We start from the raw sequence: 18,608 nt of genomic DNA, 5'->3' as shown, positions 1-18,608 counted from the left end.
TGGTGGTGAGTCTAGATGGAACGTCAAGCGCTCATCGACGCCTCGGTCCAGCCCGGCGGCCGCGCGCCCGCCCCGCGGCCGCTCGCGCTCGTGCAGGCGTTCGTCAACACCGTCGACCGCGAGCACGGGCCGGACCTGCTGGCGGACGCCGGCGGGTGGGCGGCGTGGTGCGCGGCGCGGGGTCTCCGCGAGGACCTGCCGCTGGACGAAGCGCTGAGCGTGCGCGAGGCGCTGCGCCTGCTCCTGTGGGGGAACGGTCACACTCCGCCCGCCGACCTCGCGGCGCCGGGCGCGGACGCGGGCGCGGTGGTCACGCAGGAGCGACTGGCGCGCGCCGCCGCGACGCTCGACGCGGCGGCCACGCGGCTCGACCTGCGTCCCCGGTTCGGCGGACACCCGCGAATTGCAGGGGAAACGCCGGGCGGCGCGGTCGCCGAGGTGCTCGCGGCGGCGTTCGCGGCGATGGCCGACGGCACGTGGGGCCGGCTCAAGGCGTGCCCCGGCGCGCGCTGCGGATGGGCCTTCTACGACCGCTCGGTCAACGGCTCGTCGGCCTGGTGCTCGATGCGGATCTGCGGCGGCCGCGCCAAGGCCCGCTCCTACTATCGACGGCAGAGATCATGAGCCTTCCCGGCAAGTCCGTCACCATCGTCGTCGAGCCGCTCGAGGCCCCCGCCGCCGCGCCGATCCCGGCGCAGCCCGCGGTCCCCGCGCCGGCTCCCGCCCCCGCCGCGGCGTGAGCACCGCGGCGCCCGACCTGATCCGCCCCGTCGTCGCGTACCGGGCGTGGAAGGTCATCGGCGACCGCCTGCTCTCGCCGCTCATGCCCATCCGCTGGGAGGGGCGCACCATGCACGCCGAGTGCCACCCGTTCCAGCGCCGCATCATGCTGGGCGCGCAGAACGGCTGGGTCGTCGAGGACCACGCGTCCCCGCACCCGGACTGCCAGTGCGGGATCTACGCGCACCACCGGCCCGGCAGGCGCAACTGGTTCGGCCAGTTCGACTGGGTCGAGGGCATCGTCACCGTCTGGGGCCGCCTGGAAGCCCACGCCGACGGCCTGCGCGCCGAGCACGCGCGCATCGAGGCGCTGATCCGCCGCACCGAGGTGCCGACCGCCGAGCGCATCGCCGCGCGCCTGGGCTGCGAGATCATCGACCGCGCGGACGTCGAGCTGGTCGCCGCGCGCTACGGCGCGCCGATCCCGCACACGCTGCTCCCCGGCGGCCCGGCCGCCGCCGCCGCGTAGGCGCGGTTTCGGCCCGGCGGCGCGGCGGGGAGGCTCCCGCCATGCCCAACGCCATCGTCACCGGCGGCAACAGCGGCATCGGCCGCTCGACCGCCGTCGCCCTCGCCGCCGCCGGATTCGACGTCGGCTTCACCTGGCACAGCGAGGAGGAGCGCGCGAAGGACGCCGTCCGCGAGATCGAGGAGCACGGCCGCCGTGCGGTCGCCCGCCAGGTCGACCTGCACGACGGCGAGGCCGGCGCGCGCGTGGTCGAGGAGCTGGCCGACGCGCTCGGCTCCGTCGAGTGCTTCGTCTCCAACGCCGGCTACGGCACCGACAAGCCCGTGCTCGAGCTGACGCCCGACGAGTGGCGCGGCGTGCTCGAGGTCGACCTGACCGGCGCGTTCCTCTGCTTCCAGGCGGCCGCGCGGCGGATGGTCGCGCAGGGCCGCGGCGGGCGCGTGATCTTCGTGACGTCGGTGCACGAGCACATCCCGCTGCGCGGCAACGCCCCGTACAGCGCGGCCAAGCACGGGCTCGGCGGGCTCGTGAAGGTCGCGGCGCTGGAGCTGGCCGAGCACGGCGTCCTCGTCAACGCCGTCGCGCCGGGCCAGATCGCGACGCGCATGACCGGCCAGGAGGACCAGGCGCCCGACCCGAGCGAGGGCATCCCGCTCCGGCGTGCCGGCAAGGCGGACGAGATCGCCCAATCGGTCGTGTTCCTGGCCAGTCAGGGCGCCTCGTACGTGACCGGCGCGTCGCTCGTCGTGGACGGCGGGCTCTCGCTGATCGCGGCCGAGCACCAGTAGCGACAGGCGAGGCTGATACACAAGGGGTCCGCAATGGACCTCAAGCCAGGCGATCTCTTCGCCGGCCTGCGCATCGAAGGCGTGGCCGGAAAGGGCGGGATGGGGGTCGTCTACCGCGCCGTCCAGCCGGCTCTCGATCGGCTGGTCGCGCTCAAGACGATCGCACCCGCCCTCGCTGCCGACCCCGCGTTCGCCGCCCGGTTCGTGCGCGAGTCGAAGGCCGCCGCGGCCGTGGAGCACCCCAACGTCCTGCCGGTCTTCTCGGCCGGCGAGGAGGAGGGCGTCCTCTACATCGTCATGCGCTACGTCGACGGGCCGGACCTGCGCTCGCTGCTGCGCGAGCTGGGGCGGCTGGAGCCCGCGCGCGCCGGGACGATCGTCGCGCAGATCGCCGCCGCGCTCGACGCCGCGCACACGCGCGGGCTCGTCCACCGCGACGTCAAGCCGGCGAACATCCTGCTCGACCGCGCCGAGCACGCGTACCTGACCGACTTCGGGCTCACCAAGCGGCTGCACTCCAGCGCCACCGCGGCGACGCGGCCGGGCGGGTGGGTCGGGACGCTGGGGTACGTCGCGCCGGAGCAGATCCGCGACGACCGGATCGACGGGCGCACCGACGTCTACGCGCTCGGCTGCGTGCTCTTCCACGCGCTGACCGGCGCGCCGCCGTACGACCGCTCCAGCGACGAGGCGACGCTGTGGGCGCACCTCAACGACGAGCCGCCCGCGCTGCCGGCCGGCGTGCCGAGCGAGCTCGGCGCCGTGATCGCGCGGGCGCTGGCCAAGGACCCCGAGGACCGGTTCGCGACCGCCGGCGAGATGGGCCGGGCCGTGCTCGCGGCGATCGGGCGGCCGGCGCAGAGCGTCGCGGGGCTCGACGCGCCGGGCGCGGCGACCGCCGCGGACGAGACGCGCGTGACGCCGCCGGAGGCGCGGCCCGACGCGGCCGGCGCGCCGGCGGGTCCGCCGCGCACCGCCGTCACGACGCCGGTGGAGGGGCAGACCGCGCCGACCGCGCAGGCGCCCGAGCCGACGACGCCCGCCGCGCCCGGCGTACTGCCCCGTGGCGACACGCCGCCGACCGAGCATGCGGGCGACGGCGCGCCGCCGTCTGGGCCGTCGCGGCGCCGTCCCGCCCTGATCGCCGCCGCGGTCGCGGTGCTCGCGATCGCCGGGGTGGCGGTCGCGCTCGCGGCCTCGGGCGGCGACGACCCCTCCGCGCCCGCGCAGACCACGCCGACGGCGAAGACCGCGGTCCCGGACGACCAGCCCGCGGGCGTCGCGGTCGGCGATCGCCCGAACGGGGTCGCGGTCGCGCGCGGCGCGGCGTACGTCACGCTCCCCCGCTCGGCGCGGCTGGTGCGCGTCCCGCTCGACGCGTTCACGAAGGTCGAGGAGGGCCCGGAGGTCGGTCGCGGGGCGCTCGACATCGACGCCGGGTTCGGCGCGCTGTGGGTGTCGAGCGCGTCGCGGACCGAGCGGCTCGCGCGGGTCGACCTCGACGGCGGCGAGACCCGGTTCACCGACCTCCCCGACGGGACGCCCGTGGCGGTCGAGGCAGGGGAGAACGCCGTGTGGGTCGGCGTCCGCGGGGCGAAGCTGCGCTCCTACCCGCCGTCCCGCGTCGTGCGCGTCAACCCGCGCACGGGCGAGATCGTCAAGAGCGTCGACATCCCGCTCGGCGTGCAGGACCTCGCGGTCGGCGACGGCGCGGTGTGGGTGTCCAACCGCGCGCGCGACTCGATCACGCGGCTGGACATCGCGACGGGCGAGCTCGACGTGATCGACGTCGGCGCGGGCCCGGCGGGGCTGGCGGTCGGCGGGCGCCGGGTGTGGGTCGCCAACGCCGAGGACGAGACGATCAGCCGCGTGTCGCGCTCGGAGCGACGCGTCACGGGCACGCTCGCGATCGACGGCGAGCCGCGGTTCCTCACCTACGGCGCCGGCTCGCTCTGGGCGACGACGTTCACGACCTCGACGCTCGTGCGGATCGACCCGCGGCAGCCGCGGTCGCCGACGGGGGAGCCCGTCCAGCTCGGCCTCAACCCGACGAAGCTCGTGGTGTCCGGCGACGCGGTCTACGCCGTCAGCCAGGGCGACGGGATCCTGGAGCGGGTCCCGATCTCCGCCGCGGGCGGTTAGCGCACGAGGCCGAGCTGCAGCGCGCGCATCGCGAGCACGCTGCGCTTCTGGTTCTGCGGCAGGTCCTCCAGCCCGAAGGCGGCGAACAGCGCGCGCAGGTGCGCCTTGACCGCGTCGACGCTCAGGAAGAGCTCCTCCGCGATCTGCTGGTTGGTCGCGGGCGTCGCGAACTCCGACTCCTTGTAGGGCCGGCACAGCGCCGCCAGGACCCGCTGCTGCGCGGGCGTGAGCTGGGGCGCCGCCGTGGTGCCGCCCGCGACGGTGGGCCGCGAGTCCTCGACGTCCGGCACGCGGACCGCGAGGATCGTCTGGCCGACCTGCAGGACGTCGCCGTCGCGCAGGCGCTGGCGGCCGCCGATGCGCTGGCCGTTGAGCCAGGTCCCGTTGCGGGACAGCCCGTCGTCGGTGACCGTCCACTCACCCGCGAGGCGCTCCAGCTCGGCGTGCAGGCGCGACACCTCGGTGTCCCAGCCGAGCGCCACGTCGTTCGACGGCCCGCGGCCGATCGTCACGCGGCGCAGGCCGGCGTGGAGCGGCAGGATCTCCTGCTGCTTGTCCGCGTTCCTCCACACGAGGAACGGATCGCCCTGTCGCTCGGCGAGGAGCCGCTCCTTCAGCTCCGCCGGGGTCGCGGAATGGCGGCCCAGGGGTGTGTCATCCAGCGTCGACACGTCTGGAACCCATCCTAGGGGTGAAGCAGACGACACCTCGGGTGGGCGCGGTCCACACCCAGGCCACCTGGGAGGAAGGCGCGCGCGGGGAGAAGGTGTGGCCATGCTCCTCACCCCCTCAGATGCGCACCTCGTCGACCAGGTCCGCGCCGGCTCGGACACCGCGTTCGAGCGGATCGTCGCCCGCTATCGCGAGCCGCTGACCGGCTTCGCCGCCCGCCTCCTCGGCGGCTCCCACGCCGACGCCGAGGACGTCGTCCAGGACGCGTTCATCCGCGCGCTGCGCGGCCTGCGCGCCAGCGACCGCCCGATGGCGCTGCGGCCGTGGCTGTACATGATCGTCCGCAACCGGGCGTACGACCACCTCCGCGCGGCGCGGCCGGCGGACGGCGCGGAGCGGCTCCATCTCGTGGCCGCGCCCGAGCACTCCGACCCCTACGTCAGCGCCGCCGCGCGCGAGGAGCTGGGGCGCGTCGTGGCCGAGATCGGGCGGCTGCCGGAGCGCCAGCGGATGGCGCTCGTGCAGCGCGAGCTGGCGGGCGCGTCGCACGTCGAGCTGTCGGCGACGCTCGGCACGAGCATCCCGGCCACGAAGTCGCTGCTCGTCCGCGCCCGGACGTCCCTGGCCACGGCGGTCGCCGCGTAGCATGCGCCGCCGTGCCCTCCGCCACCGCCCGGCTCTTCCGTGGAGCCCTGCTCCTCGCGCTCGTGGTCGCGATGCTGGTGTGCGGGTTCGCCGTGCTGGCCGTGGCGGGCGCCGAGACGGGCCCGAACGCGTTCGCGCTGGCCGTCGGCCTCGCGGTGCTCCCGGTGCCGGTCTACGCGGCGCTCGTGCTGTTCATCGACCGGTACGAGCACGAGCCGGCGCGGATGCTGCTGCTCACCTTCGCGTGGGGCGCGACGATCGCGGCGTTCGTCGCGATCGTGCTCAACACGCTCGGCGAGGTCGTGGTGAGCGAGTCGCTGGGGAGCGACGCGGCGGAGATCTACGGCTATTCGATCTCCGCCCCGATCGTCGAGGAGGGCGCGAAGGGCGTCGTGCTCTTCGGGCTCGTCGCGCTGTACCGCCGCGAGTTCAACGGCGTGGTCGACGGGGTCGTGTACGCGGCGATGGTCGGGCTCGGGTTCGCGATGACCGAGAACGTCCTCTACTACGGGCGCGGGGCGGTGGAGGACGGGGTCGTCGGCGCGGTCGGGACGTTCGTCGCGCGCGGGCTGCTGTCGCCGTTCGCGCACCCGGTCTTCACGGCGATGACCGGGATCGGGCTGGGCGTGGCGGTCACGACGCGCTCCCCGATGCTCCGCACGGTGGCGCCTCTGGCCGGGCTCGCCGCGGCGATGGCCCTGCACTCGCTGTGGAACACGACCGCAGGCTCGGAGGCGTTCCTCTCGGTCTACGTCGTCGTGTTCGTGCCGGTCTTCTTCGCGGTCGTGCTGGTGGTGATGGTGGGGCTCCGCCGCGAGGGGCGCGTGATCGCCCGCCAGCTCACCGGGCTGCTGCCGCCGGGCGAGGTCGCGGCGCTGTCGTCGCTGCGGGCCCGCCGCGCGTGGCGACGCGAGGCGTCCCGGCGGGGCGGCCGGCCGGCGCGGCGCGCGATGGTCGAGCTCCAGCACGCGGCGGCGGAGGTCGCGTTCCTGCGCGAGCAGGTCGAGCGCGGCTCGGTCCCCCGCACCCGCGAGGTGCTCGCGCAGGAATCCGCGCTCGCGACCCTCGTCGGCGAGCGGCGCACGCAGCTCGCCGCCCTCACGCGCGGCTGACCGCCGCGGCCGTCGCTGCACGGCGCGCTGGCGACCTGTTGCGCCTTATCGACCTTTACGGTCGACAAGGCGCATGAGGTCTGGCGCGCGCGGTCGGGTGGGTGGGTGGGCGACTGCCGGACCGGACGACGGGGCCACACCACCGACGCGGCAAGCGCCGGCCCGCCTCCCCCCGAGAACGGCGAAGGGCGCCCCGGAGGGCGCCCTTCGTCCAACACTGCGTGTGAGGTGCGCTTACGCGGCGTCGCGCAGGACCGAGAGGTCCGTGTTCTGCGACAGGCGGCGCAGGGCGCGCTCCTCGATCTGGCGGGTGCGCTCGGCGGAGACGCCGAGGACCTTGCCGGCCTGGCCGAGCGTGTGCATCTTGCCCTCGGGGCCCGCGCCGAAGCGGAGCTCGATGACGCGACGCTCCTGCTCGGGGAGCTCCTTGACGGCCGACTGGAGGATCTCGGACTGCCAGGCCTCCGCGACCTCCTCCTCGGGCGACTGCTGGTCGGCCGCGAGCAGGTCACCGAACGCCGTGTCGCCGTCGTCGCCGACGGTCTTGTCGAGCGACGCCGGCGCCTGGTCGGCAGCGCGGATCTCCTCGACCTCCTCGACGGTGAGCTCGGCGGCGTCCGCGATCTCCTCGTTGCTCGGCTCGTGACCGAGCTTCAGCGCGAGCTCGCGCTCGATGCGGGCGACCTTGCGGGCGCGCTGCGACATGTGGACAGGAAGACGGATGGTCCGGCTCGTGTTCTCCAGGCCGCGCTGGATCGCCTGACGGATCCACAGCGTGCCGTAGGTCGAGAAACGGAAGCCCTTGCGCCAGTCGAACTTCTCCACGGCGCGGATGAGGCCGAGCATGCCCTCCTGGACGAGATCGCCCAGCGGGAGGCCCTGGCCCTGGTACTTCCGCGCCACGGAGACGACGAGGCGCAGGTTCGAGTTGATCATCCGCTCCTTGGCCACCAGGTCGCCGCGCTCGATCCTCTGCGCCAGCTCGATCTCCTCGGCCGGCATGAGCAGGGGCCAGCGGCGCGACTCGGCGAGCAGCTGGTGCAGCGGGTCAACGGTGGTGTCGACGGCCTCCGGCACGTACTCAGGCTGGGGGCGCGTCTCGAGCGTCATGGTCGTAGGAATCCCTCGTTTCAAAGCTTGCTAATCCGATCGGGGTGGAGTCGGAGGTGGTTATCGGAAGTTGTTCGCGCGTTCCCGCCCGGCAGTCGGGCGCCCGCGCAAGCCTCCTTCGCTAGACTGGCTGGCACTGACGCGGCGCTTGTCGCGAGCCGCAGGAGAGCGCCTGCCTCGAAGGCAGCCTCTGAAAGATACACGAGCGCACAAGCTCGTGTCGCGTGGTTCGCGTCACACACGGGTACCCCTGCGGTGCATGGCGTTCAAGGACCCCAAGGCCATCACCGAGACCGGGACGGCGAAGGGCGCGGAGAAGGCCCGTCTCTCCTGGGACAAGGCCCTCGTGGCCGGCTTCCTGGCCGGTGCCTACATCGCCTTCGGCGCGCTGCTCGCGATCACCGTGTCAGCCGGTTTGAACGCCGAGACGTGGGGCGGCCTGCAGACCTTCTTCACGGGCGCGGTGTTCTCGCTCGGCCTCGTGCTCGTCGTGCTGGCAGGCTCGGAGCTGCTCACCGGCAACATGGCGCTCGTGCCGCTTGCCGCGATGCGCGGCAGGGCGTCGCTCGGGCAGCTCTTCCACAGCTTCGGCTGGGTGCTGCTGGGCAACCTCCTCGGCTCGCTCTTCGTCGCCTACTTCCTGGCGGTGCAGACCGGCGTGGTGACGACCGACATCGCGCTCGAGCGGCTGTCGGGCATCGCCGAGGCCAAGGGCGTCGAGGAGACCGAGTGGCAGATCTTCCTCCGCGCGGTCGGCTGCAACTGGCTCGTCTGCCTCGCGGTGTGGATGGCCTTCGCGGCCGAGGACGTCGCCGGCAAGATCCTCGCGATCTTCTTCCCGATCATGGCCTTCGTCGCGATGGGCTTCGACCACGTCGTGGCGAACATGTTCTTCCTGCCGGCCGCGATCTTCGCGGGCGTGGACGGCATCACCTGGTGGGACACGATCCACAACTGGATCTTCGCGTTCCTCGGCAACCTCGCCGGCGCGGGGATCTTCGTCGCCGGCTTCTACTGGTACCTCTACGGGCGGGAGGAGCCGGCCGAGCCGCACGCGGGCGACGCGCCCGACGAGCACTCCGACCGCGACCGCCTCACCGCCCGGACGGACCGCGGCGACGGCGCCGCTAGTGCTTCTTCCGCGGCAGCAGGCCGCGGCGCGTCAACACGCCTTCGATGAGGAGCGACAGCCGCGTGACGCCGTCCGCCCACGCGCGGGCGAGGCGGCTCACGTGCCCGGCTCCCGCGCCATCTTGGCCACGACCTCGTCGTCGCGCGCGTTGATCTGGCCGGCGCGGACCCACGCGTAGCGGAAGAGCAGGCCGGCGACCAGGTACAGGACGCTGGCGAAGTCGTGCGCGGGACGCCCGGTGCGCTTGCGGACGGGACGCAGCAGGAGGCCGGCGCGCACCAGCCACTTCGCGAGCTTGAACATCTTCCCCGGGCGCCCGGTCTCCAGACCCGTCGCCAGGTCCCCCAGCCGCCGCTCGTTGACGATCGACAGCGTCAGCTCCAGCCCCATCGCCACGGTCTCGACCGTCCCGAGCGCGTGGCGCGTCGGGTGGTTCTCCGGCAGCTTCCCGGTGGCGATCAGCGCCAGCCGGGTCGCCGCGGCGCCGGTCGCCGTGGCGGTGCAGACGAAGATCGGGCCGAGGAACAGGCGCGAGCGCGCCCACAGCGGCACCGCGGTCGAGGCGAGCAGGACGCCGGTGTAGGAGCCCAGGTAGCCGCCGACGATCGCGTTCGCGCCGCCGACCGCCTTCGCCGTGCGCTTGCGCCCGAGCACGTCCGCCAGCACCGCGCCCGCCGCCAGGTTGGAGAACGTGATCAGGCACCACGCCCCCAACGACATCGGCGAGCGGACTTTGACGATCCGCAGCATGTTGAGGAACCGCGCGGGCCGCCCGAGGTCGAGGATCAGCAGCACCGGCGACGGGATGACCGCGCCCAGCGCCACCTTCCGCGCCACGCGGGCCGACGCCTCGTCGCCCGCCAGGTCGCAGGCCAGCGCCACGAACGACGAGCCCGCCGCGATGCCGCCGAACCAGAAGTAGAGGGGCACCTCCCACGTCCACACGGGCGCGTGGATCATGGGTCCGACGACCCGCGCGGGCTCCTCGTCGCGCGCGCCGCGCATCCGGAGCGCGGCCTCGGGGTCGAACCCGTAGCCCGTGTCGGCGTCGCCGTCGCGCGTGCCGTAGACGGTGTCGTCGCCGTAGAGGTACGACCACCGCCCGTCGCGCCACTCGCCGACGTGCAGCGCCACCCGCGCGCCCGGCTCGGCGCGGCGCCACTCTCCCGGCTCGCCGCGCGTGCCGAGCGCCGGCGTCATGTCGCGCGGGTCGGAGGCGCGGTGCTCACGCATCGCGTGCGCGGCCTCCTCCTGCGCCGCCCGCATCGCCGCGCGCTCCTTGTCGAACGCCTCGCGGTCGCCCGACCCCGCGCCGCGGCCGCCGCCCGCGTCGCCGCTCATCGCTTCGCCTTCCGCGCCCCGTGCACGAACGCCACCGCGACGCCCGCCGCCGCCAGGAGCCCCGCCCCCATCGCCGCGATCGTCGCGGGGACCACGTTCTCCTGCACCGGCGACTCGGCGCGGTGCGGCAGCCCGTACGTCTCCGGCGGCTCGGTGAGGAGGAAGAACGCGCCGAGCCCGCCGGCCAGCTCCTCGTCGCGCCCCGCGCCGTACAGGTAGGCGCCGTCGAGCCCGCGCCGCTGCAGCGCGTCGACGCGTCGCGCGGCGACGTCGAGCAGCTCGTCGTAGGGCCCGAACTGGATCGAGTCGGTCGGGCACGCCTTCGCGCACGCGGGCTCCAGCCCGTCGGAGAGCCGGTCGTAGCAGAGCGTGCACTTGGCGGCGCGGCCGTCGTCGGGGTCGCGCGCGACGACGCCGAACGGGCACGACGGGATGCAGTAGCCGCAGCCGTTGCAGACGTCGGCCTGGAGGATCACCGTCTCGAACTCGGTCCGGATCAGCGCGCCGGTCGGGCACGCGTCGAGGCAGCCGGCGTGCGTGCAGTGCTTGCAGACGTCGGACATGAAGACCCAGCGGTCGAGCTCTGGCTGCTCGAGCATCCCGACGAGGTCGAGCGCGTCGTGGCCGCCGCCGTCGGGCGCGAGCACGGTGTCCATCGGCGTCCGCACCGGCTCGTGGACCGGCGTCTCGACCTCGACGAACCGCACGTGCCGCCACGTCGATGCGTCGAGCTGCCCGGTGTGGTCGTACGAGCCGCGGCGGCGGAACTGGTAGCCGTCGGCGGGCAGGTCGTTCCACTGCTTGCACGCGACCTCGCACGCCTTGCACCCGATGCACGTCGTGGTGTCGGTGAAGAACCCCATGCGCTCGGCGGTGGCCGCCGCGCCCGCGGGCGTGTCGCGGTGGATCGCGATCTCGGTCATGCCTGCGGCCGCTCCTCCGCCGGGTGGTCGTCGCGCGGCCCGACCGGGTGCACCGGCTCGCGCACGCCTGCGAGCGGGCGCGTGCCCTGCGAGCTGCGCCCCGGCCGCACGTCGCAGACGAAGGCCTTCGACTCCTGGATGACGACGTTCGGGTCGCCGGACAGCGGGATCAGGTCGTTCGCCGCGTCGCCCCTGACGCCGTCGCCGCCGTACGACCAGTGGAACGGGAGCGCGACCTGGTGGACGGTCCGCTCGCCCATCCGCAGCGGCTTCATCCGCGGGGACACGAGCGCGCGCGCCTCGATCTCCGCGCGCCGGGTCGCGATCGTCACCCAGCCGCCGTCCTCGACCCCGAGCTTGGCCGCCAGCTCGCGGTCGATCTCCGCGAACATCTCGGGCTGCAGCTCCGCCAGCCACGGCAGGTAGCGCGACATCGCGCCCGCGGTGTGGTGCTCGGTGAGCCGGAAGGTCGTCAGCACGTGGGGGAACTCCGGGTTCTCCGCGCCCGCGTACACGTTGTCCGGGCGCGACCACCGCAGCGCCGCCGGGTTCTCGTGCAGCTTGGGGTAGAGCGGGTTCTCCAGCGGGGACTCGAGCGGCTCGTAGTGCGTCGGCAGCGGCCCGTCGACCAGGCCCGACGGCGCGAACAGCCACGCCCGCCCGTCGGCCATCATCATGAACGGCTCGGCGCCGCTGATCGCGTCCATCCCCTCCGCGTCGTCGGGGCCGACGTAGTCCGGGCGCTTGTCGACCGGGAAGTCCGGGACGTCGGGGCCGACCCACCTGCCGGCGTCCTCGTCCCACCAGATGAGCTTCTTGCGCTCCGACCAGGGCCTGCCGTCCGGGTCGGCGGACGCGCGGTTGTAGAGCACGCGCCGGTTCGCGGGCCACGCCCAGCCCCACTCCGGCGAGATCGCGTCGTCGCTCGGCGTCCGGCGCCGCGCCTGGTTGATCCCGTCGGCGTAGACGCCGGAGTAGATCCAGCAGCCGCACGCGGTGGAGCCGTCGGCCTTCAGCTTCGCGAACCCGGGCACCGGCGCGCCGGTCGCCACGTCGTAGCCGTTGATCTCCCGCAGCACCGCCTCGGCGCTCGGCTCCCGGTGCTCGCCGTGCTCGGGGTAGTCCCAGGTGAGGTCGAGGATCGGCCGGTCGCGCGGGTCGGTCGAGTCCTTCAGGCGGTCGCGGACGCGCAGGTGCAGGTGGTGCATGAACCACAGCTCGCTGCGCGCGTCGCCCGGCGGGTCGAGCGCCTTGTCGCGCCACTGCAGCAACCGCTGCGTCTGCGTGAACGTGCCCTCCTTCTCGATGTGCGAGGCGGCGGGCATGAGGAAGACCTCGGTGCCGATCTCCGCGGTCTTCAGCTCCCCGCTCTTGACCTCCGGCGAGTCGCGCCAGAACGTCGCGGTCTCGATCTCCGCCAGGTCGCGCACGACCAGCCACTTGAGCTTGGCGAGCGCGCGCCGCTGGAGCCCCGCGTGCATCGAGCCGACGGCCGGGTTCTGGCCCATGACGAAGAAGCCCTCGACGCCGCCGTCGAGCATCCGCAGCGTCGTGGCGAAGTGCGCGTGGACGCCGGTGAGCCGCGGCAGGTAGCCGAACGCGAAGTCGTTCTCCGGTGTCGCCGCGTCGCCCCACCACGCCTTCAGCAGGCTGACGATGTAGCTGTCGAAGTGCGACCACCAGCCCTTGCTCGCGCCGCCGGTGTCGATGTAGGAGCGCAGCGTCAGCTCCTCCTCGTACGCCTTCGGCATGTGCAGGTAGCCGGGCAGGATGTCGAACAGCGTCGGGATGTCCGTCGAGCCCTGGATCGACGCGTGCCCGCGCGCCGCGAGGATGCCGCCGCCGGGCCGGCCCATGTTGCCGAGCAGGAGCTGGAGGATCGTGCCGGCGCGGATCATCTGCACCCCGGCGGTGTGCTGCGTCCAGCCGACCGCGTAGACGAGCGCGGTCGTCCTGTCGCGGCCGCTGTTCTCGATGAGGGAGTCGGCCATGCGCAGGAACTGCTCCTCCGAGACGCCGCAGATCTGCGACACCATCTCGGGCGTGTAGCGCGCGTAGTGGCGGCGCAGGACGTTGAGCACGCAGCGCGGGTGCTGGAGCGTCTCGTCGCGCTGCACCTGGCCGGTCAGCATCCCGGCGCCGGTGCTCGCCTCGAACGCCTGGGCGGAGTGCTCCCGGACGCCCGCCGACGCGGCGACCTCGCCGCCCGCGTACTGCCACGTGCGCGGGTCATAGGCGCCGGTCTCCGGGTTGAAGCCGCTGAACAGCCCGCCGTTGTCCTCGGCGTCGACGTACTCCTCGTTGACGATCGTCGCGGCGTTCGTGTAGGCCAGCACGTACTCCTTGAACCACGCGTCGCGCTCGAGCACCTGGTTGATCAGGCCGCCGAGGAACGCGATGTCGCTGCCCGCGCGGATCGGGATGTGCTCGTCGGCCAGCGCGCTCGTGCGGCTGAAGCGGGGATCGACGTGCACGACGCGCGCGCCGCGCTCCTTGGCCTTCATCGCCCAGCGGAACCCGACCGGGTGCGCCTCGGCCATCGACGATCCCTGGATCCACACCATGTCCGCGTTGGCCAGGTCCTGCAGCGGCATGGTGGCGCCTCCGCGCCCGACCGAGGTCCCCAGACCGGGGACCGTGGAGGAGTGTCATATGCGGGCCTGGTTCTCGATCTGGATCGCGCCCATCGAGGTGAACGACTTCTTGATGAGGTAGTTCTCCTCGTTGTCGAGGGTCGCGCCGCCGAAGTGCGCGAAGCCGAGCGTGCGGTTGACCTTCCAGCCGCGGTGGTCGGTGTCCTGCCAGCCGTTGCGACGGGCCTCGAGCACGCGGTCGGCGATCATGTCCATCGCGGTCTCGAGGTCGAGCTCCTCCCACTCGGTGCCGCCGGGCCGCCGGTACTTGACCTTGGTCAGGCGGCCGGCCTGCTGGACGAGCTGGCGCGAGGCCGAGCCCTTGGGGCAGAGCGTGCCCTGGTTGATGGGCGAGCTCGGGTTGCCCTCGATGTCGACGAGGCGGCCGCCCTTGGTGTAGACGACCTGCGAGCACCCGACCGCGCAGTACGGGCAGACCGACTCGGTGGCCTTCAGCCCGGCGATGCGGGAGCCGGCCTCGCGGGTGGTCTTCGAGACCGCGGCCGGGCCCATGCCCCAGTCGGCGACCTTCCCGACGACGGGGAGTTCGCGCAGCTTGCGGAAGGGGAGCTTCGGCTTCTGCGGGCGCTGGGCGGGGTCAGTGGACACGGTGGGCTCCGGTGTACACGTTCACCCGATCGCCGCGCGCGAAACCGGCGAGCGTCAGGTTGCGGTCCGCGGCGAGGTCGATCGCGAGCGACGTGGGCGCGCCGACGCCCACCAGGACGGGGCAGCCGGCGACCGCAGCCTTCTGGACGAGCTCGAAGGAGAGCCGCCCGCTGACGCACAGCACGTGGCCGGCGAGCGGGAGCCGGCGCTCGGTGAGCGCCCACCCGATCACCTTGTCCATCGCGTTGTGGCGGCCGACGTCCTCGCGCACGCACACGGGCGCGCCCGCGGGGGTGAACAGGCCGGTGGCGTGCAGACCGCCGGTGCGGGCGAACTCGGGCTGCTCCTCGTGGAGGCGGTCCGGCAGCTGCGCCAGGAGCGCGCGGTCGATGCGGACGACGTCGCCGGTGATCGGCGCCGACGACACCGCGACCTCGTCGAGCGCGCCCTTGCCGCAGACGCCGCAGCTGCTGCTCGTGTAGAAGCGGCGGGTGGGGAGCGCGCGGGCGAGCGGCCCGGCGACCTCGACGACGTTGTTGGCGAAGTCGTCCGTGGGGCCGGCGTCGCGCGGCGGCGTGCCGGGGATCAGCCCCTCGCCGTGGAGGAACCCGAGCGCGAGCTCCTCGTCGTGGCCCGACGTGCGCATCGTGACCGCGACCGGCTCGCCGTCCACGCGGATCTCCAGCGGCTCCTCGACCGCCACGGCGTCGTCCGTCCCGTCGTGCTCGACGACGGCGTGCATCCCACGATGGCGGACGGCGGGCATCTCGACGTGCACGCTACCCCGCTCATCCACTGGGTAAGATCCCGGCCATGACGTTCCTGGTCGCGGACATCGCGCTGAACATGACCATCGCGCTCATCGCGATCTTCTTCGTGCTCTTCCCGGTCGTCCTCCACGGCCTCATCGGCGCGGCCGTCGCGGTCACGCTCGGCGAGCGCCGGCAGAACCAGGAGTACGCGCGCGGCGAGACCGACTCGCCCGAGGCGTCGAGCTAGACCCCGGGCTCGGTGGGGTAGGACCCGCTCTCACATGGAGGGCGGGATCGAGGCGCTCGCGCGCCTGCTCAACCTGAGAGACGGCTACACCGGCCTGCACGCCGACCGGGCGTCGACGCTCGCCGGCGCGGTCGGCGAACGGCTCGGCCTGACGGGCGACGAGGCCGATTCGCTGCGGTCGGCGGCGAAGCTGCACGACATCGGCAAGGTCGGTATCCCCGATCGCATCCTGCACAAACCGGACAAGCTCGATCCGGATGAGTGGGCGATCATGCGGTGCCATCCGGGCTGGGGCGCCGAGGTGCTCGCGGGCATCGAGGGGATGCGCGACTGCGCGCACATCGTCCGCTCGCACCACGAGCGCTGGGACGGGCGCGGCTACCCCGACGGGCTGGCCGGCGAGGACATCCCGCTGGCGTCGCGGATCATCGGCGTGTGCGAGGCGTTCTGCTCGCTGACCGCCGACCGGCCGTTCCGCCCGGCGCTGTCGGCCGAGCGGGCGCAGCAGGTGCTGCGGGCGGGCGCGGGCTCGCACTTCGACCCGCGCGTGGTCGCCGCGGCGCTCGCGGTGCTGAAGGAGGACCCGTCGCTGAGCGTGCTGCCAGACGCGCCGGCGGTACCCGTCGCGTCGGTCGAGCACGCCGACGAGGGGCAGGAGCGCGAGGCGCGGCTGGCGCGCGGGGCCGGGCTGCGCGGGCTGGGCGCGGCGCTGGCCGAGACGCGGCTGCCGGCGCTGGCCGAGTCGCGCGAGCGGCTGCTGACGCTGGCCGAGGTCGACTCACCTTCGGCGGGCGAGATGGCGGCGCTCGCCGAGACCGACCCGGGGCTGGCGGCGGCGCTGGTCGGGGCCGCCGCGGCGATCGGGTCGCCGGCGGCGTCGGTGCGCGACGCCGTGCAGGCGCTGGGGGTCGACGGGGTCGCGCGGGCGGCGCGCGACGTGCCGGTCTACGACTTCTTCCAGGCGGTCGCCGGAGCGCGGGTCCCGCCCGAGCGCTTCCGGCTGCATGCGGTGAGCGTGGTGCGCGCCGCGCGGCGGATCGCCGGCGTGATCGAGCATCCGGCGGTGAGCGAGCTGGCGCTGGCGGCGCTGCTGCACGACGTCGGGAAGGTCGTGCTCGCCGAGGCGACGCCGGCGTACCCGCGCGAGGTGCTGGGCAACGCGCGCACGCCCGAGCAGCGCGTGCGCGCCGAGCGACGCGAGCTGACGCTCGACCACGCCTCGGCGGGGGCGATGCTCGTGCAGCGCTGGGGCGTCGCGGACCGCGTGGTCGAGGCGGTCGGCGGCCACCACGACGACGGCCGCTCGCGCGAGGCGGCGATCATCCGCCTGGCCGACATGCTCGGTCACTACACGACCGGCGGCCCGGTCGACCCCGGCTCGATGCTCAAGGTCGCCCGCGACCTCGGGCTCGGCCCGACCGAGCTGCGCGGCGTGATGTTCGAGCTCCACTCCCCCACGCCTGCCGCCGCCGAGCAGCGCGAGCCGCTCGAGCCCTCCCCGTTCACCCCCCGCGAGCTGGACGCGCTGCGCGGCCTCGCGTCCGGCGGCACCTACCGCGACATCGCGGAGGAACTCGGGCTCTCCACCTCGACGTTGCGGTCGCACCTCCACAACGTCTACGGCAAGCTCGGCGTCGCCGACCGCGCGCAGGCCGTGCTGATGGCCACGGAGCGCGGCTGGCTCTAGCGGCGGGGTGGCCCGGCTGCCGTGGCGCGTCGGCGCGGTGCCCCTGGCGTCGTGGGTGGTCGCGCCGCCCACCCGCCCACCCGCCTCTCCCGGCAAGTCAGGCCATCGTGATGGCCTGTCGCACGGCCGCGGCGCGGGCCCAATGTGGACCGCTGCCGACGAATCCGGACAAGGAGCGACCGTTCAGAACTCGAATCCGCCAGGACGGGTCCTATTGGTCGAGGTGGGTAGCTCTACCGCCGAGGACCTGTGTACGGTCGCACCATGAGCGTCGTTGACAATCCACCGCTCGATCGACAGGACGTACTCGTGCTGATCGCTGACGGCGCAGACGGCGCGTTTCCGTTGGATCCCATTCGACTCATGAAGGGCTGCTTCCTCGTGTCGCAGCGTGGGAAGCACGCGTGGCGGTCGCTGTTCGACTTCCGCCCGTACGACTACGGTCCGTTCGACTCGGACGTATACCGCTCGCGCGACGGTCTTCTATCGCGTGGTCTGCTGTCCGCTGACCACCGTGGGCGGTACGCCACCTACAGGCTGACACCCGCAGGCCGATCGCGAGCCGCTGAACTCCGGCGTGCGATCGGCGGGTCTGACGCTGACTGGCTTCGGCAGATCGGGAAGTACGTAACGAGCCGGTCCTTCACCGAGCTACTTGACGAGATCTACGCCGCGTTCCCCGAGTACGCGACCGAGTCGCGGTACCGCCGCTCATGACTGTCGTCGTCGCCTTCGTGGGCGGCGACGGTGCCGTGATGGCGTCGGACAGCGAGGCTTCCGAAGGCACACAGGTTCGCTACGACGTCGAGAAGATCTGGACCTGTGGCGGCCTCCTATGCGGCTACACAGGCAGTGGAGCCGTGAAGGACCGCGTTGCCCACGCAATGGACGAGGCCGTGGAAGGTTCGTTCGGCGGTGGAGCGATCATAGACCGACACGCAGCTGCGAACCTGCTTCAACAGACATTGCACCCAGTCCTGATGCAGGTCTATCAGAGCTTCGTGCCCGCCGCGCCCGGCCAGAATTTCAGCATGCTCGCCGGGGCGGTTCTTGTAGCTGGCCGTGACGAGGCCGGTTACTGGCTTCTCGAACTAGACGGGAACAACACTGCGACGTTCTACACGGACAGCGGATTCCACACAGTCGGAAGTGGTAGCGCAGCAGCTTACGTCGCGCATGCGTTGATGAAGGGCTATGACATCGCGTCGCGGGATGTCGCGACGTTGCGCCTTGTCGCCTATCGAACGGTTGACAACTGCATCAACAGCCTCGGCGGGAGGCTCGGGGTTGGAGGCCACGTGCAATTGTGGTCTTCGCAGGACGGCGCGCCGTTCACGAAGGTGGTCGGCGACGACTTGGATGCGGTGGCGAACGGCGTCGAGCAGTGGGTGACGATCGAGCGAGAATCACTCGACCGCGTCAGTGGGCTGCTTCCGTCGGAGGAGCCGCTGGCGGTGGACCGCCAAGAGAGCCTGATCGAGATGCCACCGCAGGTGGATGAACGACCGTCATGACAGCGATCCAGCGCGAGTTGCCGGAACGGCAAGGAGGGTTGGCGAGTCGCGT

At 73.2% G+C, this 18,608-nt stretch carries 17 protein-coding genes; 11 read left to right on the top strand and 6 right to left on the bottom strand.

The genetic code is table 11. The features are described from left to right. Positions 1–15 precede the first annotated feature (15 nt). The 4 genes from AC1UE5_RS10400 (at position 16) to AC1UE5_RS10385 (ending at position 4,179) form a co-directional block, all read left to right on the top strand. The gene (locus tag AC1UE5_RS10400; protein WP_482922870.1) at positions 16–624 is read left to right on the top strand and encodes a CGNR zinc finger domain-containing protein; all 609 of its coding nucleotides are present in this window, start codon (positions 16–18) and stop codon (positions 622–624) included. A gap of 112 nt (positions 625–736) precedes the next feature. Beyond that, positions 737–1,249 (top strand): hypothetical protein, encoded by a 513-nt coding sequence (locus AC1UE5_RS10395; RefSeq protein ID WP_482922868.1) that lies wholly within the window; start codon positions 737–739, stop codon positions 1,247–1,249. Positions 1,250–1,290: 41 nt separating this feature from the next. After that, a complete protein-coding gene (locus AC1UE5_RS10390) occupies positions 1,291–2,037 on the top strand; it encodes an SDR family oxidoreductase (protein ID WP_482922866.1) in 747 nt (248 codons plus the stop codon). A 33-nt stretch (positions 2,038–2,070) separates the two neighbouring features. Continuing rightward, on the top strand, positions 2,071–4,179 hold the full coding sequence (locus AC1UE5_RS10385; RefSeq protein ID WP_482922864.1) for a protein kinase domain-containing protein: 2,109 nt from the start codon (positions 2,071–2,073) through the stop codon (positions 4,177–4,179). Here the strand turns inward: AC1UE5_RS10385 and AC1UE5_RS10380 are convergent. Further along, complete coding sequence (locus tag AC1UE5_RS10380; RefSeq protein WP_482922862.1) at positions 4,176–4,850, bottom strand: FHA domain-containing protein; 675 nt, start codon at positions 4,848–4,850, stop codon at positions 4,176–4,178. The genes AC1UE5_RS10385 and AC1UE5_RS10380 overlap by 4 nt on opposite strands. Positions 4,851–4,953: 103 nt before the next feature. Here AC1UE5_RS10380 and AC1UE5_RS10375 point away from each other — a divergent pair, with 103 nt between their 5' ends. Both AC1UE5_RS10375 and AC1UE5_RS10370 read left to right on the top strand, forming a co-directional pair. Then, a complete protein-coding gene (locus tag AC1UE5_RS10375; protein WP_482922860.1) occupies positions 4,954–5,496 on the top strand; it encodes an RNA polymerase sigma factor in 543 nt (180 codons plus the stop codon). A gap of 11 nt (positions 5,497–5,507) precedes the next feature. Next, positions 5,508–6,608: a PrsW family intramembrane metalloprotease gene (locus AC1UE5_RS10370; protein WP_482922858.1), complete on the top strand. Its 1,101-nt coding sequence runs from the start codon at positions 5,508–5,510 to the stop codon at positions 6,606–6,608. Positions 6,609–6,842: 234 nt separating this feature from the next. Here the strand turns inward: AC1UE5_RS10370 and AC1UE5_RS10365 are convergent, their stop codons facing one another. After that, positions 6,843–7,718: a sigma-70 family RNA polymerase sigma factor gene (locus AC1UE5_RS10365; RefSeq protein WP_482922856.1), complete on the bottom strand. Its 876-nt coding sequence runs from the start codon at positions 7,716–7,718 to the stop codon at positions 6,843–6,845. 259 nt (positions 7,719–7,977) lie between these two features. On the opposite strand from AC1UE5_RS10365, the gene AC1UE5_RS10360 reads away from it, so the two are divergent. Continuing rightward, positions 7,978–8,898: a formate/nitrite transporter family protein gene (locus AC1UE5_RS10360; protein ID WP_482922854.1), complete on the top strand. Its 921-nt coding sequence runs from the start codon at positions 7,978–7,980 to the stop codon at positions 8,896–8,898. A 48-nt stretch (positions 8,899–8,946) separates the two neighbouring features. Here the strand turns inward: AC1UE5_RS10360 and nrfD are convergent, their stop codons facing one another. From nrfD to fdhD, 4 genes are read right to left on the bottom strand one after another with little or no spacing between them, the layout of a single operon-like run. After that, a complete protein-coding gene (gene nrfD / locus AC1UE5_RS10355) occupies positions 8,947–10,191 on the bottom strand; it encodes an NrfD/PsrC family molybdoenzyme membrane anchor subunit (RefSeq protein ID WP_482922852.1) in 1,245 nt (414 codons plus the stop codon). Further along, a complete protein-coding gene (locus AC1UE5_RS10350) occupies positions 10,188–11,114 on the bottom strand; it encodes a 4Fe-4S dicluster domain-containing protein (protein ID WP_482922850.1) in 927 nt (308 codons plus the stop codon). Before AC1UE5_RS10350 ends, nrfD begins: the two co-directional genes overlap by 4 nt. Further along, a complete protein-coding gene (gene fdh / locus AC1UE5_RS10345; protein WP_482923303.1) occupies positions 11,111–14,302 on the bottom strand; it encodes a formate dehydrogenase in 3,192 nt (1,063 codons plus the stop codon). The genes AC1UE5_RS10350 and fdh overlap by 4 nt, the downstream gene beginning before the upstream one ends. Positions 14,303–14,345: 43 nt before the next feature. Continuing rightward, positions 14,346–15,122: a formate dehydrogenase accessory sulfurtransferase FdhD gene (gene fdhD, locus AC1UE5_RS10340; protein WP_482922848.1), complete on the bottom strand. Its 777-nt coding sequence runs from the start codon at positions 15,120–15,122 to the stop codon at positions 14,346–14,348. 47 nt (positions 15,123–15,169) lie between these two features. Here fdhD and AC1UE5_RS10335 point away from each other — a divergent pair, with 47 nt between their 5' ends. From AC1UE5_RS10335 to AC1UE5_RS10320, 4 genes are all read left to right on the top strand, one after another. Further along, positions 15,170–15,355, top strand: coding sequence for a hypothetical protein (locus AC1UE5_RS10335; protein WP_482922846.1), 186 nt, complete (start codon positions 15,170–15,172; stop codon positions 15,353–15,355). Positions 15,356–15,389: 34 nt separating this feature from the next. Beyond that, on the top strand, positions 15,390–17,042 hold the full coding sequence (locus tag AC1UE5_RS10330) for an HD domain-containing phosphohydrolase (protein WP_482922844.1): 1,653 nt from the start codon (positions 15,390–15,392) through the stop codon (positions 17,040–17,042). A 264-nt stretch (positions 17,043–17,306) separates the two neighbouring features. After that, positions 17,307–17,759 carry a hypothetical protein gene (locus AC1UE5_RS10325; protein WP_482922842.1) on the top strand — a complete coding sequence of 151 codons (453 nt, stop codon included), beginning with the start codon at positions 17,307–17,309 and terminating at the stop codon, positions 17,757–17,759. Beyond that, positions 17,756–18,556, top strand: coding sequence for an Ntn hydrolase family protein (locus tag AC1UE5_RS10320; protein ID WP_482922840.1), 801 nt, complete (start codon positions 17,756–17,758; stop codon positions 18,554–18,556). Before AC1UE5_RS10325 ends, AC1UE5_RS10320 begins: the two co-directional genes overlap by 4 nt. Positions 18,557–18,608: the final 52 nt, after the last annotated feature.

This window comes from Parviterribacter multiflagellatus (genome assembly GCF_056863265.1).
The sequence above is the reverse complement of the archived record's forward strand: the minus strand, read 5'-3'. Positions and strand labels throughout refer to the sequence as shown.

Bases quoted from the DNA above. Each gene is read 5' to 3' on its own strand.
- AC1UE5_RS10400 (WP_482922870.1), top strand. From the start codon at position 16: ATGGAACGTCAAGCGCTCATCGACGCCTCGGTCCAGCCCGGCGGCCGC.
- AC1UE5_RS10390 (WP_482922866.1), top strand. From the start codon at position 1,291: ATGCCCAACGCCATCGTCACCGGCGGCAACAGCGGCATCGGCCGCTCG.
- AC1UE5_RS10385 (WP_482922864.1), top strand. From the start codon at position 2,071: ATGGACCTCAAGCCAGGCGATCTCTTCGCCGGCCTGCGCATCGAAGGC.
- AC1UE5_RS10375 (WP_482922860.1), top strand. From the start codon at position 4,954: ATGCTCCTCACCCCCTCAGATGCGCACCTCGTCGACCAGGTCCGCGCC.
- AC1UE5_RS10365 (WP_482922856.1), bottom strand. From the start codon at position 7,718: ATGACGCTCGAGACGCGCCCCCAGCCTGAGTACGTGCCGGAGGCCGTC.
- AC1UE5_RS10360 (WP_482922854.1), top strand. From the start codon at position 7,978: ATGGCGTTCAAGGACCCCAAGGCCATCACCGAGACCGGGACGGCGAAG.
- nrfD (WP_482922852.1), bottom strand. From the start codon at position 10,191: ATGAGCGGCGACGCGGGCGGCGGCCGCGGCGCGGGGTCGGGCGACCGC.
- AC1UE5_RS10350 (WP_482922850.1), bottom strand. From the start codon at position 11,114: ATGACCGAGATCGCGATCCACCGCGACACGCCCGCGGGCGCGGCGGCC.
- fdhD (WP_482922848.1), bottom strand. From the start codon at position 15,122: ATGCCCGCCGTCCGCCATCGTGGGATGCACGCCGTCGTCGAGCACGAC.
- AC1UE5_RS10335 (WP_482922846.1), top strand. From the start codon at position 15,170: ATGACGTTCCTGGTCGCGGACATCGCGCTGAACATGACCATCGCGCTC.
- AC1UE5_RS10330 (WP_482922844.1), top strand. From the start codon at position 15,390: ATGGAGGGCGGGATCGAGGCGCTCGCGCGCCTGCTCAACCTGAGAGAC.
- AC1UE5_RS10325 (WP_482922842.1), top strand. From the start codon at position 17,307: ATGAGCGTCGTTGACAATCCACCGCTCGATCGACAGGACGTACTCGTG.
- AC1UE5_RS10320 (WP_482922840.1), top strand. From the start codon at position 17,756: ATGACTGTCGTCGTCGCCTTCGTGGGCGGCGACGGTGCCGTGATGGCG.